At 34.3% G+C, this 14,215-nt stretch carries 17 protein-coding genes; 5 read left to right on the forward strand and 12 right to left on the reverse strand.

Features of this window, described 5'->3' with window-relative positions:
- The first annotated feature begins 351 nt into the window (after nt 1–351).
- The gene (locus tag JOD96_RS07755) at nt 352–594 is read left to right on the forward strand and encodes a hypothetical protein (protein ID WP_209563709.1); all 243 of its coding nucleotides are present in this window, start codon (nt 352–354) and stop codon (nt 592–594) included.
- Nucleotides 595–824: 230 nt separating this feature from the next.
- Here JOD96_RS07755 and JOD96_RS07760 read toward each other — a convergent pair whose 3' ends face one another.
- Nucleotides 825–1,820: a BtrH N-terminal domain-containing protein gene (locus JOD96_RS07760; RefSeq protein ID WP_209563710.1), complete on the reverse strand. Its 996-nt coding sequence runs from the start codon at nt 1,818–1,820 to the stop codon at nt 825–827.
- Between the two features lie 450 nt (nt 1,821–2,270).
- On the opposite strand from JOD96_RS07760, the gene JOD96_RS07765 reads away from it, so the two are divergent.
- The gene (locus JOD96_RS07765) at nt 2,271–2,519 is read left to right on the forward strand and encodes a hypothetical protein (RefSeq protein WP_209562661.1); all 249 of its coding nucleotides are present in this window, start codon (nt 2,271–2,273) and stop codon (nt 2,517–2,519) included.
- A gap of 1,132 nt (nt 2,520–3,651) precedes the next feature.
- Here JOD96_RS07765 and JOD96_RS07770 read toward each other — a convergent pair.
- From JOD96_RS07770 to JOD96_RS07795, 6 genes are all read right to left on the reverse strand, one after another.
- A complete protein-coding gene (locus tag JOD96_RS07770; protein ID WP_209563711.1) occupies nt 3,652–4,101 on the reverse strand; it encodes a VOC family protein in 450 nt (149 codons plus the stop codon).
- Between the two features lie 45 nt (nt 4,102–4,146).
- A complete protein-coding gene (locus JOD96_RS22600; RefSeq protein ID WP_209563904.1) occupies nt 4,147–4,395 on the reverse strand; it encodes a WYL domain-containing protein in 249 nt (82 codons plus the stop codon).
- A 534-nt stretch (nt 4,396–4,929) separates the two neighbouring features.
- A complete protein-coding gene (locus JOD96_RS07780) occupies nt 4,930–6,114 on the reverse strand; it encodes a DUF3570 domain-containing protein (RefSeq protein WP_209563712.1) in 1,185 nt (394 codons plus the stop codon).
- A gap of 17 nt (nt 6,115–6,131) precedes the next feature.
- Nucleotides 6,132–6,362, reverse strand: a complete 231-nt coding sequence (locus JOD96_RS07785) for a DUF4266 domain-containing protein (RefSeq protein ID WP_209563713.1) — start codon at nt 6,360–6,362, stop codon at nt 6,132–6,134.
- Nucleotides 6,359–7,252, reverse strand: coding sequence for an FAD:protein FMN transferase (locus JOD96_RS07790; RefSeq protein WP_209563714.1), 894 nt, complete (start codon nt 7,250–7,252; stop codon nt 6,359–6,361). The genes JOD96_RS07785 and JOD96_RS07790 overlap by 4 nt, the downstream gene beginning before the upstream one ends.
- Nucleotides 7,253–7,292: 40 nt before the next feature.
- Nucleotides 7,293–7,727 (reverse strand): thioredoxin family protein, encoded by a 435-nt coding sequence (locus tag JOD96_RS07795; RefSeq protein ID WP_209563715.1) that lies wholly within the window; start codon nt 7,725–7,727, stop codon nt 7,293–7,295.
- 376 nt (nt 7,728–8,103) lie between these two features.
- Between JOD96_RS07795 and JOD96_RS07800 the strand changes: the two genes are divergently transcribed.
- From JOD96_RS07800 to JOD96_RS07810, 3 genes are read left to right on the forward strand one after another with little or no spacing between them, the layout of a single operon-like run.
- Entirely contained in the window at nt 8,104–8,763 is a 660-nt protein-coding gene (locus JOD96_RS07800; RefSeq protein ID WP_209563716.1) for a BON domain-containing protein, read from the forward strand.
- 18 nt (nt 8,764–8,781) lie between these two features.
- Entirely contained in the window at nt 8,782–9,453 is a 672-nt protein-coding gene (locus JOD96_RS07805) for a BON domain-containing protein (protein WP_209563717.1), read from the forward strand.
- Nucleotides 9,454–9,473: 20 nt separating this feature from the next.
- The gene (locus JOD96_RS07810) at nt 9,474–10,202 is read left to right on the forward strand and encodes a TIGR00730 family Rossman fold protein (RefSeq protein WP_209563718.1); all 729 of its coding nucleotides are present in this window, start codon (nt 9,474–9,476) and stop codon (nt 10,200–10,202) included.
- Between the two features lie 59 nt (nt 10,203–10,261).
- Here the strand turns inward: JOD96_RS07810 and JOD96_RS07815 are convergent, their stop codons facing one another.
- The 5 genes from JOD96_RS07815 to JOD96_RS07835 all read right to left on the reverse strand — a co-directional run bounded on the left by JOD96_RS07815 (nt 10,262) and on the right by JOD96_RS07835 (nt 14,116).
- Nucleotides 10,262–10,828, reverse strand: a complete 567-nt coding sequence (locus JOD96_RS07815) for a hypothetical protein (protein ID WP_209563719.1) — start codon at nt 10,826–10,828, stop codon at nt 10,262–10,264.
- A 249-nt stretch (nt 10,829–11,077) separates the two neighbouring features.
- Nucleotides 11,078–11,914, reverse strand: a complete 837-nt coding sequence (locus JOD96_RS07820; RefSeq protein ID WP_209563720.1) for a universal stress protein — start codon at nt 11,912–11,914, stop codon at nt 11,078–11,080.
- Nucleotides 11,915–11,986: 72 nt separating this feature from the next.
- Nucleotides 11,987–12,466 (reverse strand): hypothetical protein, encoded by a 480-nt coding sequence (locus JOD96_RS07825; RefSeq protein ID WP_209563721.1) that lies wholly within the window; start codon nt 12,464–12,466, stop codon nt 11,987–11,989.
- A 404-nt stretch (nt 12,467–12,870) separates the two neighbouring features.
- Nucleotides 12,871–13,539 carry a BON domain-containing protein gene (locus JOD96_RS07830; protein WP_209563722.1) on the reverse strand — a complete coding sequence of 223 codons (669 nt, stop codon included), beginning with the start codon at nt 13,537–13,539 and terminating at the stop codon, nt 12,871–12,873.
- A gap of 49 nt (nt 13,540–13,588) precedes the next feature.
- Nucleotides 13,589–14,116: a hypothetical protein gene (locus JOD96_RS07835; RefSeq protein ID WP_209563723.1), complete on the reverse strand. Its 528-nt coding sequence runs from the start codon at nt 14,114–14,116 to the stop codon at nt 13,589–13,591.
- Nucleotides 14,117–14,215: the final 99 nt, after the last annotated feature.

Raw genomic sequence — 14,215 nt, forward strand, 5'->3', positions numbered from 1 at the left:
ATTACCATGCATCTGCAACCGGAACGTTGGTACCAGTAATGAAGGGCGGCTGATTGAGAGTGGCAGGAATTCCGGCCCAACAAGTTAACGAAGCTATGCAAAAAACAGGTTTTATAATATAGTTTTTGGTGCACAACTAACGTTCTCTCAGAAATACGTATTTTACCTGTATTTTATTTCAAAAATCATAAAAATATAATTTTTAGGGAATAATAAAAAGTTTTGTCTTTCAAGAATTTTGCTAGCTGCTTGTAGTTATACTAATATGTCAGACCTTCAAATACTAAAGATAAAGTAACTATTGCTGTTCCTGTATTTATATTACACGATAGCAACTTTAAAATAACTAATATGCCAGGGTTAGGATTACATGAAAAGATCATCTGCATTCTCGCTGAGAATTATAACAAAATTTACAGTCTTGAAAAATTAACCAATATGGTTTTTCCACTCTCAGAATTAACTCATGCTGAATCATATATTGCTGCCGAAAGGGAAAATCAGGCTATGGTGCTGGATGCTTTGCTTTTTCTTTTTGAAAATGGTCAAATATTTTTAGATCCTATTACTGATGAAAGTTCAATGAGAAGATAAAATTCAAAGGCAGCTTCGATATATTATCTGGCATCATTGCTATAAATGGCATCTTTTTTATTGTGAGAGAATGGGATATTCAAAAAGCGAATGCTGCATTTATCTGTTTTTTTGAATTAGTGATCAGAAATTTAACGAATTTTAGTGTAAAAGCGATCGTTAAATTCTTTGTTATCTGGAATATGAGAACAGGTTTTCCAGCTCGCTAAAATTTGATGGATGGTATATTGTTATATCTGGTCGGGGGTTATTGTCGCTAAAATTTCCATTATTTTTTTTTCTTTTTCCGAGATGGTTTTTAAAATCTTTGATGCCTGCTCAATATACTTAAAGTTGCCGGTTTGGCTCACTTTTTCAAATAAATACGAAACTGAAGTCCAAAGTTCTGCAATTTCCACAAACGCCTCATGTCCAGATTTGAGTTGGTACAATTTAAACATGTCGTAACTTTCTTTTAAAAAATCACGGTACAGGTTTCTAAATAATGCTCCGCCTGTACCTGCCTTTTCCATAAGCATTGCAGCTGTTTTAAAGTCGTTTTCAATATCCTTACTTCTCTTAAACCATTTAATTATTTCTGTACTTGTTTTTAAAATTCCTTTATAGCCAATATTTGTTATAGGTGGATTTATATATTCAGCAGCGTTATTTTTAACTGCAGTTAAAACTGCTGTTTTTAAATCAAATTTATTGTCTGTTTTATCCAAAATATAATACAGGTTTTTAGATGACATTGGACCTTTTGCTGCTCTGGCTAACGACAAACTTTTCAAGCTTGTTTTCACTTTGCCCCCCTGCTGTTTTGTGTCCACCAAAAAGGCATTTTCATTTTCATAACCATAAATTGCAGTATAATGTCCTGCAAAATGAAATGCCTGTGAAAAATATTGCAAATGAAAACAGTCTAATTTTAATCCGACTGCCTGTCCTTTGTCAAGTAATTCTTTTACGTTCTCCCATGCCTTTTGGGCTGATGCTGTTTCTTTGACCGTCAATACAAGATTTAGATTTCTTGCAATATTTTCAGTTAGAACGTCCGGTTTTACCCTTCCGCCAATAAAAGGAAAATCCATGGATTTCATGTTCCAGAATATGAATCCGAGTCCTTGTCCCAGCCCAAAAAGCATAGGCTCGGAAAGTTCTATGTCAAGTTGCCCCAACAAAGTTCCTGTTGCTGTTGTTTCGCAATGTTGTCCTTCAAATGCTTTTATGTTATCTATTTTCATTATCGCTCCGATATTGTTTTCTAACTGCCAACTTGCATACTTTTGACAGTATATCTGCCTTTAATAGGTATAGCGTTGCATTGTATGAGTAATGGTTTTACAATACTACGCAAAAATACCAATACATATAGGATTTTTTAATAGTCATGAGAGTTTGTGCAAAAAAACAGGGTATAAAGAAATCACCCAACTAACAAGGGAGGTTTTCGGGTTATAACGCCTCACGGCATTGCCTTTAAGGCCCATATCGGGACGATAAAGATTTAAAAGATTATCGGGGCTGAAAATACTAAGGATTAATGTCCGCCTATGTTAAAAATAGCAAGACGCAGCGATTGAGAATTAGTAATGAAGGTATCAGTATATTCTATGGAATCCCGGGTAAGATATCAATGAATAATTTTTATATTTGGTCTCAAAGAGCAAGCGTAGTATTTAAATTAAATTGCAATGGAAAAGGGGATGAAGCTTAAGGTTCGAAAACAGCTTGACGGCAAACAGCAGTCCAATATTATTAAATTAAAAGGAAGCCTGATCTCCCGGGGCTATACTCAGATCATACACATTTTGGATAAGGATGAGGAGTTTCATATCAATTCCTTTGATATTGAAATGGGAGCAGCCGGTGAAGTGCAGGAATTTATTACTGCCTTTATTGCCCGGGAGCAGCTTGAGGATAGTGTATCTATTTTTAAGTAAGGCAGAGAATTAGCGGGCTATTTAATATTGTTTTTTAGGAGCTTTTCCCGCTATACGTTGCAATCTTTTGTGCCGAAACCCGGCACAAAAGGATTTCCACTTCTATCGGGGCTGGGGCTGCAGAGCCCGTTTTGTTTGGGAGAACTGATATGCGAAGCAATTGATTAATCTTGATTATGATAGTGATCTTTCACATTCGTCAATACTGCCAATAAGCGAAAGCACCAGCTTCAAATTTTTCAAAGCTGCATTAGAATCAAGAAATAAAAAGACATTTAATACAAATAAAAAGATCTGTTCTAAGGGGGTGTTCACTACCAAAAATGTGGTCTTTATTTTGGTCTAAAGCCTTTGCGGAAGTTTTCTTAAGGAATCTCTTAAGGAAGCGGTGCGTTTGTAACAGATAATCATTGGGTGGCCTGCTTGTTTTGGTCAGATTTTTTTATCATGGTCTAAATCAATAATGAACACGGGCAGGTAAATTAATATTCCAACAAATGAAAATATAGTCCGCCAATAGACCCTACGGCAAAAGAAAACCAAAAAACCTCATTTGGTCCATTCCAGAGAAAAGGGAGCAAGCCTGCTATGGTCGATATAATAGTGCGTGCTACAGAAATGATTTTATAATTATATGCTTTAAATATAACAACATTGTGCTTTTTGACCTGGATGGCTATCGGACCATTTTTTAAATCCCAGACGTTGAATTTTTTTATAATTGTCAGACACGAGTTTTACTTCTTGTAATTCATTAATATCAATAATAGGGGATAGTCTTCCAATTAACGTTATTAGTCGCTTCAACAATTCATTCTTGACCTGATGAATTTTTTACATAAAATCCAGCGTAATCAGTGTCTTCGTTAAAATTAAAATAGTATGGAGAATTTATAAATTTTAAACTTGTTGAATATCTTCCCATTTCATCTGTCTCTATCAATTTCAATTGATGAGAGAAAAGTTACCACCTGCTGTAATATATTTGTAAATGTGGTCCTTTTGAGAAGTAAGTACTTCATAAGTTTTTTTTTTTGCCACTAACGTCTTGTGGCTTGCAGATGTTGGGGATTTGGTTAGCCTAAACTTTAAGTAAATCACTAAACACAAAAGTACAAAACAAGGTGTGAATTCAAGACCAAAACCCCAATTTTTTGCAAACCGCTGTTAGCGGCTGGACTTTTTTATATGCAGATTTCCTTTTTGCTTCGTCACTAACTGGTGTAAAAAAATTAATCAAATTACCGTCTGGGTCACGAAATAGTATTGAACGATTTCCCCAGGACATTGTTGTTGGGATTTGAACAATTTCGCTGGTTAAAACTTTAACTCTTTCATAATCTTCATCTACGTTTTCAACAAGGAATTCTATGATGATACTTTTGTTCGCTGCTGGCTGAGCAACTCCCTCTCCAAAGAAGGCTAATGTCCGTGTACTTCCAATTGCCAATGTGGAAAAGTTTGAACTAATCTCTGCAAAATCGTCTGTTAACCATTTGGCTGTTATTCCTGTAACTCCTTCAAAAAATTGAACTAACCGTTTAATGTCTGCAGTGATAATTCTTAATGATACTAAATTCATATTATTTTTGTTTAAATTATTTAATAATACAAAAGTATAATGGCATTATGACAACGGTATGTCAGGTATAACAAAGTTTTTTTCTTTAAAGTCCAAAAATTCTTTTAAAGTTAGTTTATGTGGCTCAAACGAAATTTCAAGTGGTTCAATTTTTGAAATTCTGTCTAATCGAAACATTCGGTAATCATTCCTTAATAAGCAAAAGGCAATAAGTGCCCAACTTTCTTGTAAGTTATAATATAAAGCAAATGGCTCAATATGGCGTTTGGTTTTATCATTTATATTCCGACTGATAAGTAATTTTCAAAACTTTAAAATCTGTCAGGGCATTTTGTATTAAGGTCAAGGAATTACTTGTATTTATAGTAGGTATTAAAGGACTTGTTGCAATTCTCTTAGAAAGCAATTCGACCTTACTTTTTGTAGTGTGCAATAAAACGGCCCTTATTTTATTGACGGCTTCGGTATATTCTTTAATGAGTGAGCTATCACTATTTTTTTGTACTATAAAATTTTTGGACGATTTGAAAAGATTGGCTTTATGAATTTGGTTTGGATATCCCGTTGGGGATTGATGTCAATTGTATCTAACTTTATTTTTTTATAGGAGAGCTGCATTAAAATCGGCTTAGCTTTTTGTGGTACAAAAAGGTATCCCGTCCAATTTCTTATTAGATCAAAATTATATACAGTTCTTTTTAAAGTTTGTTCAATTCCTGAATGAAATGATTTCCAGACAAAACAGCATTCATTAGCTAATTATAAACCACCATTGTCAAACGACTTTGGTGGTTTTTTAAATGAATGTAATATGAATTAAGTTTTTAACTATTTGTATTTAATGTTTATACTAATAATATCCGAAGTCATATTGGTTGTTCTGGTATAATGACCATAACGAATTTCTAACGTATTCCAGTGCTTAAGACTAAAGATTCCGTTTAGTGGAGTGAATTTCATACCCATTCCAAAGAAGCTGCTGTCAAACTTCGATAAATCATAGTTGCTGGTGTAATATTCGTGTGCGGCAGTATGTTCACCATATGGTTTGAAATACTTAGTCCCTGTTTGAGTATAATATCTATAGAACGGACTCAGAGAGAATGCCTGGGTTAATTTCACCGGAATTTCTAGATCAGCGGTATGTGCTCTGAGGCTCCAATCGTCAGTATAATACCTGTAATAAGCGCGGATTATTACATTATCTCCTAAAAAATAACTGGCCCTGATTCCCAGTGGAATTTTAAGTCTGGTATCCGGCATTTTTTCCTGATGAACAGTACCGTCTGCAAAATAAACCCTGTGAAACGGAAGGCTTAAATATCCGTTTTGGCTGATAACATCACCTACAAGCATTACCTGAAGATTTTTGTTTACAACCTGAGAATAACTCAAAGTTCCTGCAAAAGTATTTCGGTTCGCGCTTCCGTAACCTTCCTGACCCGGAGGACGAAGCTCAACGGGTTCAATTAGTTTTAACTGATCAATGAAAGTTTGAAACTTAGCTGTAAATTCTCCGTTTCTGTCTTTTGTTTTTTGTGAAAGACTAATGTTACCTCCAAAAGACTGGTAATCAAATTCAGTCGATGATGAAATGCCGATTCCCAGTGTTCTTCCTTTTTCTTCGTTTTCTCTCAGATAAGTTAGAGAAGGGTAGAAGCGGTTGTCTGAAGAGGATGCAGATGAATTGGCACTCAAATCAACCATATCTGATGAGGCAGAGGTATAGTGGTCAATACCGGCTTCAATATCAAAAGTATGTTTAATTCCTGTCTCTCCGTATTTTACCAGTTTAACATCTATGGTATTGGCAATGTCGGTAAGATGTTCAGAACCAATTCCTCCTGTAACGGCAGAATTGTTTCCGTCCTGTTTATAATAACTGGAAACCAGATTTACCTCTTCCAATTTTAATTTTTTGCTTTTATAACTGGTAGAATCAGTAGGAACATTTTGCGCTCTTGTTTGAAATATTGCCAGTAAGGCAAACCCCGTTATGAATATTCTTTTCATTTTTGATTGTATGAAAATTAGTTACAACCGCAGCCACCGCCACTTTTTCCTAAATTTGCTCCGGAAGCTCCTTCACGGTAGGATTGGAAACTGAGTTCTGTTTTTTCGATTTTCCTATTGGAAAGCACCATTTCAGAATCGTTGATTTTTCCTTTCTGATATTCCTTTACCGAAGTGCAGGAAGTGAGCAGTATGCCGATAAAAGCAATGCATAGGAGTGCGAGATTTTTTTGCTTTGGCTTTTTCATTTCAGGTTAATGTTTTTAGAAGTGTAAATTTTATTGTCGTCGTCGATGATAATACAATATAGATCCGGTATCTGATTTATTAAAAACAAGCCGGCTTTAATACCCATAACCGCTATTGGAGTTGCCATTGCATCTGCAAATTCTGCATTAGGGGCAATTATGGTCACGCTTTTTATTCCGGTTATCGGCAGCCCTGTTTTCGGGTCAATGGTATGCGAATATTTTTTTCCGTTGATGTTCACGAACTTTTCGTAATTTCCTGAAGTGGCCACTGCCATGTTGGATATTTCCATATAGGAGAATGCGGCATTGGGTGAATCCGGGTCTGCCACTCCTATTGTCCATTTACTTTCATCTGGCTGCAGTCCCCACGCTGCAAGGTCCCCGCTGGCATTAATAATGCCGCTGTGCACATTGTTTTTTAACAATAACCTTCTGGCCATTTCGGCGGCATAGCCTTTTCCAATTCCGCCAAAACCAATACGCATTCCTTTTTCTTTTAAAAATACGGTGATGTTTTCTTTATCCAGTATTATGTTTCCATAATCAATAAGATGCACCATTTTTTTTGCTGTGATTATATCAGGAAGGCTGGTCATTGTTTTATCAAAATTCCAAAGACTTTTATCGATACTTCCGTAAGAAATATCAAATGCGCCTTGTGTAATTTTCGAAATGCCGATGGATCTTTCGATAAGATTAAAAACTTCCAGATCTACATTTACCGCTTTAATGCCGGCATTTTCATTAATGAGATTGGTTTGACTGTCATCTTTGTAAGTTGTCAGCAGTTTTTCAATCCGTCTGATTTCTTCAATGGCAAGATTAATATTCTCGTTTCCAATCTTCTCGTTTTCGGCAACAACGGTAATAGTAAAGTTGTTTCCCATTAGTTTTAGGGACTGTGAATGTTTTTGGTTTTTGGGTATGTTATTTTCGGCTGCCACAGATCGCTTTTATTTCGGCTGTCCACTCATCAGGAGTAGTTTCTGGTTTTCCATGCCAGGTTTTGATTACTTTCCCATCGGCATCCAGAAGAAATGTTAAAGGAAAACTACCTTCCTTATTGTATATTTCGGCTAGATCTTCGTTTCTTTTAACCTGCTGGGCAGTGCCGATATTTTTCTTTTTTCTCGGAAAATCAGCATTGACTAGTACCAGATTTTCATTTGCCATATCGGTGAAAACCTGACTTTCAAGATAGTCTCTGCGTAACACAATACAAGGGCCACACCAGTCTGAACCAGAGAAGTTCAGCAGGATTAATTCGTGTTTTTCCTTTGCAATTTTTTTGGCGTTATTAAAGTCAGGTTCCCAATTTATAGGAACCACCGTTAATAAAAGAAATAATGTAATTAGCTTCATCTCGGGTATTGTTTTTAGATATACGAAATAACGAATTGTTATATATCTTAATTTTTTTTATTTGCTTAAGATTAGATTATTTTCAATTAGATAAATCTCTGTTCTTTTTAAACAAAAGATATTCTGTTTTAACAACTATAGCATGATATAATTAATCCCGAATCAATTTATTTTAACGATATTTTATCAGCAGAACTGGCAGTCAATTTTATTTACCAAACCTACAATGTATGATTTTATAATAATATGCTTTACATCATTTTTAAGATTGATAATGATCATTTTTATTTTGGTTCCATTATTCGAATTTTGATAAAAAATAATGACTAAAAGCTTAAATAATAGTAGTCTATGTGGAATTTTAAAATTTTTTACCATGAAAAAAAGTAATGATGTTTTGCGCAAAGAAGTAATCGATGCCATCAAATGGGAACCCCTTTTAAGCTCTAATGAAATTGATGTTAATGTCAAAGATGGTATTGTTACCCTGAGCGGAACAGTGGATAATTACACTCAAAAAAAAGAGGCTGAGCATGCTGTTAAAAGTATAGCGGGAGTAAAGGCAGTTGTAGATGATGTAAAAGTTGATTTATATTTTTCGGCCATTAAAAGCGACACCGATATTGCCAGCTCTGTCATAAAAGCCCTGCATGGCAACTGGGCTGTTCCGGACCATAGGTTAAAAGTTACCGTAGAGAATGGCTGGGTAACTCTTGAAGGAATTCTCCATTGGAATTTTCAAAGGAAAGCGGCAGATAATGCTATTCGTTACCTGCCCGGAGTACGGGGAGTTATTGATAAGATAAAGATAGAAGCCGAGATAAAAAATGAACTGGGAAAAGAAATTGTTGAAAAAGCCCTTCGCCGCAGCTGGATTCTTGATGTAGACAATATAAAAGTCAGAGTTGAAGGTAAAACAATATACCTCAGTGGTATAGTTGATTCTCTTTTTCAGAAAGATGAAGCGGAAAGAATTGCATGGAATACGCCGGGAGTATGGTGTGTGGATAATGAACTGGTGGTAGAATTTAATTAATAAGTAAGATAAAAAGAGATGAAAACTAATGAAATTTTGCAAAGAGAGGTGCAGGAAGCAATTAAATTTGAGCCTTTGTTGCATGCAGCCGAAATTGGTGTGATTGTAAAAGATGCCATAGTCACCCTTACGGGAAATGTTGATTCACTTGTAAAGAAAACAGAAGCCCTGCATGCTGCAAAGAAAATTAAAGGAGTAGCGGCAATTGTAGATGAAATCCGGGTAATAATTGAGAAATCAGCTGCAGTTTCAGACCAGCATATTGCAGAAGAGCTTGTCAGTCATTTTAAAGAGGACCATATAGTTCCAAAAAATTCTGTCACCATAACGGTAGAAAAAGGTTTGGTTACACTTGATGGCATATTAGCTTGGAATTTCCAGAGAGACATTGCACAGGAATTGGTAGAAAACCAAGTAGGAATAAGAGGTGTAATCAATAACATTAAACTCAAAAAAGAACATTGTGATCAGGTAGAAAAAGAATTACTCCAAAAGGCATTGCAAAGACATTGGGCTTTTGATATGGATGAAATTAACATTCAGGTTGCGGGTGCAACGGTTCAGTTATCCGGAATGGTTGGTTCTCTTTTTCAAAAAGAAGAAGCGGAAAGAATTGCTTATAAAACCCCCGGCGTCATCAAAGTAGTAAATCATTTAAAAGTGAATCTCGAACTGCCTTATCTATGTTAAGCAGTTAAATAATATAAATTATGATGCAACACAAAACCCAAACTGATATATCTGAAATTCAGTTTTTAGAAGGCCCGCAATCTAGGTTTACCGAACTGAAGTTTATATTGGCTACTTTATTTGAACTCATAAGATGCTTTAGAAAACTATATAATATTGGTCCTTGCATTACTTTTTTCGGATCAGCACGTTTTAATGAAGATCATCCATATTATGATTTTACCAGAAAAGCCGCCGGTGAATATGCCAAACTTGGTTTTACGATAATGACAGGAGGCGGTCCTGGGCTTATGGAAGCAGCAAACCGCGGAGCAAAAGAAGTTGGAGGGAAATCTGTAGGATGTAATATTAAACTTCCGGTTGATCAAATGCCCAATTCTTATCTTGATAAATGGGTAGAAACAAAACATTTTTTTATTCGTAAAATACTTTTGGTAAAATATTCTTTTGCCTTTTTCGTCATGCCTGGTGGTTTTGGAACGTTAGATGAATATTTTGAAGCTCTTACACTAATTCAGACCGGCAAGATTAAAAACTTTCCAATTATAATTTTCAATGCACAATATCATAGAGCACTTATTGAACATATTAACCTTATGAAGCAGCAGGGAACCATCAATGATGCTGATTCGAAGTTATTTATGATAACAGATGATATTGAAGAGGCAAGACTTTTTATCATTGAACATAGTATTAAACATTATGGATTAAAACCAAAAATTCAACAAATACCTATTGGCCGTATTTAATTTTCCTGAAATCTCGATATCCTGATTAAGTTTTTCATCTTAAGTAAAAGCCATGTTTTTTACTCCCTACTTTTATGAATATCTTTAATAATGTTATTTTTGAGCATATCATCTATAATTAATTTTCCATACTCATGTGCCAGGCTTGCCTTATTGAAAGGATTAAAGGATTGTGTCTGTACAGAATATATAAACTTTTGGTCAGAAACACTAAAAAGATTACTTTCCCAAAAATAATTAGTATTGTTAACATAGTATCCTTCTTCGTAAATCTTGTTATGAATAGCTGTATAGTAAATTGAAAAATCATTGGTATTATACCTTTCTTCTAAATCAAACATGCTTTTTGGTACATGATTTTTTTCTTTTTGTTTACTAAGTAATACGATTGTTAAAACTGCTGGTATGTCATCTTTCATTAATTTTGAAACAATCTGTTTCTCATCAAGTCCTTCAATTGTTTTAAAACCATATAGTTCAATAGAAGAAATGGCATCATAACCAAGGTTGCAAAGATCAGCAGCAAGATGATTTTCCATTTGCTTACAAAGTGATTTGTCCTCCTCTTTAAGTATTGCAACTACAACAATTCGGCCAGTTTCCAAATTAATTGGTTCTAAAATCATTCTGGAACTCACTATATTGGAGCTTGAACATTGTATCAATAAAACGCAAGACACTATAGTAATCCATTTAATTATTTTCATTGTGACGGTTTTTGAATTAGGGTTCAACCAGACTAAAACATAATTGCATTAAGCAGCAATACTGAGGGATTAAAAAATCGTTGGGAAAACATTTGATAACTCTTACTCTATAAAGCAGACTCAGGAAAGACTTAAAGTTCAAGCTGCTTTATCTGAATTTGGCCGTAATTATTTATTTTTTCTAAAAACAATCATTGGTGTTCTTGTATTAAAACCTTTTTCAGAAGTTTTAAGGGGATCAAGTAGTTGCTCAAACCAGCTTCGGTTTTCTTTGTTAAACATGGTTATAATAGAAGGTTTGGTTTTCATAATGTCAATTTGCAGATGGCGCAATAAAGACACTTCCGGGTTTAATTTTTTGAAATAAAATGATACTTTGTCGGATTTGAATTTATGTTCTATTTTATTAAATTTTTTTTTGATTTCTTCTTCCTCTTTAAAATAATCATAATGGAATACTGCGATTGAAGCATCAAATGAAGCTGCAAATTTTTTAATCAGAGGCAGTTCACTTTCGATGTTTTCTAAATCAGACGGGTATAAAATATTGCTTAATTTTTTTATTCTGTAATGCCTAGGAACAACCAGTATCGGAACCGGAGAATCTTGTAAAATTCTGGTAGTATGACTGCCCAGTAGCTTATTTACAATTCCGCCTCCTCTTGTGCTCATACAAATGTAATCGGCCTTGATTGTTTTTACACAGTCCAAAATAGCTTCATTTACATCTAGTTTGTTTTCAACTCTATAATTTATTTTACCCGGTTGGATATTGGTTTGTCTGTATAGTGTATGTATAAATTTGATAAGAACTTGCTCTTGTTTTTTAGTATCAGGCTCAGAAAGGCCGGCAAAAGCAACAGTTGACCAGGGGTCAATAACAAATGATGTGTTTACATATAAAAACGTAAGTTCATCCCCAGTCTGTGAGGCAAACTGTATGGCAAAACGTACGGCTGGTTTGGAATGGTAAGATAAGTCGGTTGTAACAAGTATTTTTTTCATGCTTTCGAAGTTTTTTATAATAGAAAAAGGTTGCGGCTATTTTTAATTTGATGAGAAATCGCGTTTTTAGTGCTATTTTGAAGCTAACTTCATTTCATTGACATACAGGTCCATTTTTTTCCATTGCCTGTGATTGATGGCTGTAGTGTCAATCTCAGTATTCCAGTCAAATCCGGGAAATAATTTTAATCTGTTTATAACACGTTTTTTATACCCAAATGAAAAACGATCACCGCGCATTTGAAATTCTATGGTTTTATTTTTATTTATTAGGTTTTGGTATAAAATTGTTTGTGTTTTCCAGTCACCACCCCAAGTTAGAAAGGATTGTATAAAACATAAAATTCCTACCAGAATGAAAGTCATTAACTGTGATTTGTAGCTTTTTAATTTTCCGGTTAACTGGCCGATAATAAACACAAATGTGCAGGCAGCAATAAAAAAGATGATAAAATGAAGTTTTGAATTATTAATATAAAAAGCGGTATAACGATTCACTAGAGTCAGCGCTGTTGTAATAACAAACAGCAGATATAGTATTGTATTTTTCATATTTTATGATGTTTATAAAAATCAAAATTTATCTAAGTCATTTACTTCGGATTCCTCTTCATAAAGATTAGGGGGTGTGTTTAAATCTTTTTCGTATTGTTTGCGATCTTTATTGTTTTGTATAAAGATGTAAATCATCACAATTAAAATTACGATGCTCATAAATGCTAATATTATCCAGCTTGCCTCCATGATATTGATAGTTAAGAGTTTGTTTTTATAGAGTTTTGTCTTATATTATTGACAAGAATTACAGCTGTGATTGCTGTAATTGCCATTAAGGTTATTATTGTTTTCATAACTTTTTGTTTTAAGGTTAATTATTGGGAAGAATTGTAAAAATCAAATTGCTGTCTGTTTTTTAAAAGCTTGTAAAAAGGGAGAATTTAATCTCCCTTTAAAATTTATTCTGTTATGGCATATTTATGTTCCACAACAAGTTGATTATCTACGGACCAGATTCCCGGGGTCTTCCAAACTATTTTTTCTGCCAGATCTTTTTGATAAAGCGAAGAAACAGCCCCGGTTAACATCACCTTTGTACCATCGACCCTAACAAGTATATTTTCAGAGTGCAGTGACCAGTTGTTTGCTAAGGCTCTTATAATATTTTTTTTCTCAATTTCATTTTCTACCTCGGACTTGATTTTGACACGGTTGGTTACTCCTTTAACACCAGTAAGATGGCTGATAGATTTAGTTGCAGCTTCTTTTTGATAATTCCAGCTTACCTCACCTTCCAAGGTAACCCATCCTTTTTCAACTTTGACCTGAATTTTTTCCTGGGGAACAGTCCAATTATCTATCAAAGCCTTCAAAACATCCTTGGCAATGTCTTCATCAGACTTCGTATTACTTGAATATTTAATTTCAATTTCCTCGACAACTGCTTTTACGCCATCAACATTTTTAGCAGCATTTTCTGCTTCAATTTTTTTATAGTAGGCATCCACAGTGCCCATAAGGGTTACGACACCATCTTTTGCAGTTACACCAATTTCCGCAGCATGTAGCTGCGGCTCCCATTTAATGGCATTCTGAACATCTCTTTGCAATTCTTCATTTGTTTTCATTTTAAATTTCATTTTGATAGTTAATAAAGCGACTGATCTTGAATTTGTTTTATAATTCGAAACTTTGACTTTCTAAAAGCATTCGGCTTTCTTTCTCTGCTATTGAATTTTCTTTAGGAATATGAATTTCCAGTATGTTGCGTATCATTTCAATCTTGGTATTTGTTTCTTGAGCAACTAACACATATTTTCGGGCTTTTACTTCGGTTTTATATTTTATGTTTTTCTCTTTTGAAAATCCCATACCGATAAGCGGCAGAGTAGCTCCTAAAAGTATAGCTGCACAGGCATATATTATTGGTATTCTAAAGTAAGGAAGACTCGCGGTGAAGTTGAAAATAAAAAGAAGTCCAAATAATAGTCCGGCTAGTCCTATAGCAAATAAGCCGGTAGTGCTCCATTTTTCCATTTTGTCGTAAATGTTAAAGTATCCAAGAACATTTTGTTCTGTATAACAGTCTTTACCAATTATTGAAAATTTTGTAATGTCACAACCACTTTTTTTTAGTTTTTTGACTGCATCTTCAGCCTGCTGCAGTGTTTTATAATTTGCTACAAATAATTGTTGATTTTCCATGGCTCACTATTTTTTTAGTTGTTAAGATTAGGTTCAGTTTTTACAAATCATTAGAAGCCGGTTTACTATCAGGTATCTAAAAATTGCTGTAAAATAGCT

Source organism: Flavobacterium sp. 1355, from assembly GCF_017833415.1.
GTDB lineage: Bacteria > Bacteroidota > Bacteroidia > Flavobacteriales > Flavobacteriaceae > Flavobacterium.

Excerpts from the sequence above, each read along its gene's own strand:
- JOD96_RS07755 (WP_209563709.1), top strand. The coding sequence starts at position 352 with ATGCCAGGGTTAGGATTACATGAAAAGATCATCTGCATTCTCGCTGAG.
- JOD96_RS07760 (WP_209563710.1), bottom strand. The coding sequence starts at position 1,820 with ATGAAAATAGATAACATAAAAGCATTTGAAGGACAACATTGCGAAACA.
- JOD96_RS07765 (WP_209562661.1), top strand. The coding sequence starts at position 2,271 with ATGGAAAAGGGGATGAAGCTTAAGGTTCGAAAACAGCTTGACGGCAAA.
- JOD96_RS07770 (WP_209563711.1), bottom strand. The coding sequence starts at position 4,101 with ATGAATTTAGTATCATTAAGAATTATCACTGCAGACATTAAACGGTTA.
- JOD96_RS07780 (WP_209563712.1), bottom strand. The coding sequence starts at position 6,114 with ATGAAAAGAATATTCATAACGGGGTTTGCCTTACTGGCAATATTTCAA.
- JOD96_RS07785 (WP_209563713.1), bottom strand. The coding sequence starts at position 6,362 with ATGAAAAAGCCAAAGCAAAAAAATCTCGCACTCCTATGCATTGCTTTT.
- JOD96_RS07790 (WP_209563714.1), bottom strand. The coding sequence starts at position 7,252 with ATGGGAAACAACTTTACTATTACCGTTGTTGCCGAAAACGAGAAGATT.
- JOD96_RS07795 (WP_209563715.1), bottom strand. The coding sequence starts at position 7,727 with ATGAAGCTAATTACATTATTTCTTTTATTAACGGTGGTTCCTATAAAT.
- JOD96_RS07800 (WP_209563716.1), top strand. The coding sequence starts at position 8,104 with ATGAAAAAAAGTAATGATGTTTTGCGCAAAGAAGTAATCGATGCCATC.
- JOD96_RS07805 (WP_209563717.1), top strand. The coding sequence starts at position 8,782 with ATGAAAACTAATGAAATTTTGCAAAGAGAGGTGCAGGAAGCAATTAAA.
- JOD96_RS07810 (WP_209563718.1), top strand. The coding sequence starts at position 9,474 with ATGATGCAACACAAAACCCAAACTGATATATCTGAAATTCAGTTTTTA.
- JOD96_RS07815 (WP_209563719.1), bottom strand. The coding sequence starts at position 10,828 with ATGATTTTAGAACCAATTAATTTGGAAACTGGCCGAATTGTTGTAGTT.
- JOD96_RS07820 (WP_209563720.1), bottom strand. The coding sequence starts at position 11,914 with ATGAAAAAAATACTTGTTACAACCGACTTATCTTACCATTCCAAACCA.
- JOD96_RS07825 (WP_209563721.1), bottom strand. The coding sequence starts at position 12,466 with ATGAAAAATACAATACTATATCTGCTGTTTGTTATTACAACAGCGCTG.
- JOD96_RS07830 (WP_209563722.1), bottom strand. The coding sequence starts at position 13,539 with ATGAAAACAAATGAAGAATTGCAAAGAGATGTTCAGAATGCCATTAAA.
- JOD96_RS07835 (WP_209563723.1), bottom strand. The coding sequence starts at position 14,116 with ATGGAAAATCAACAATTATTTGTAGCAAATTATAAAACACTGCAGCAG.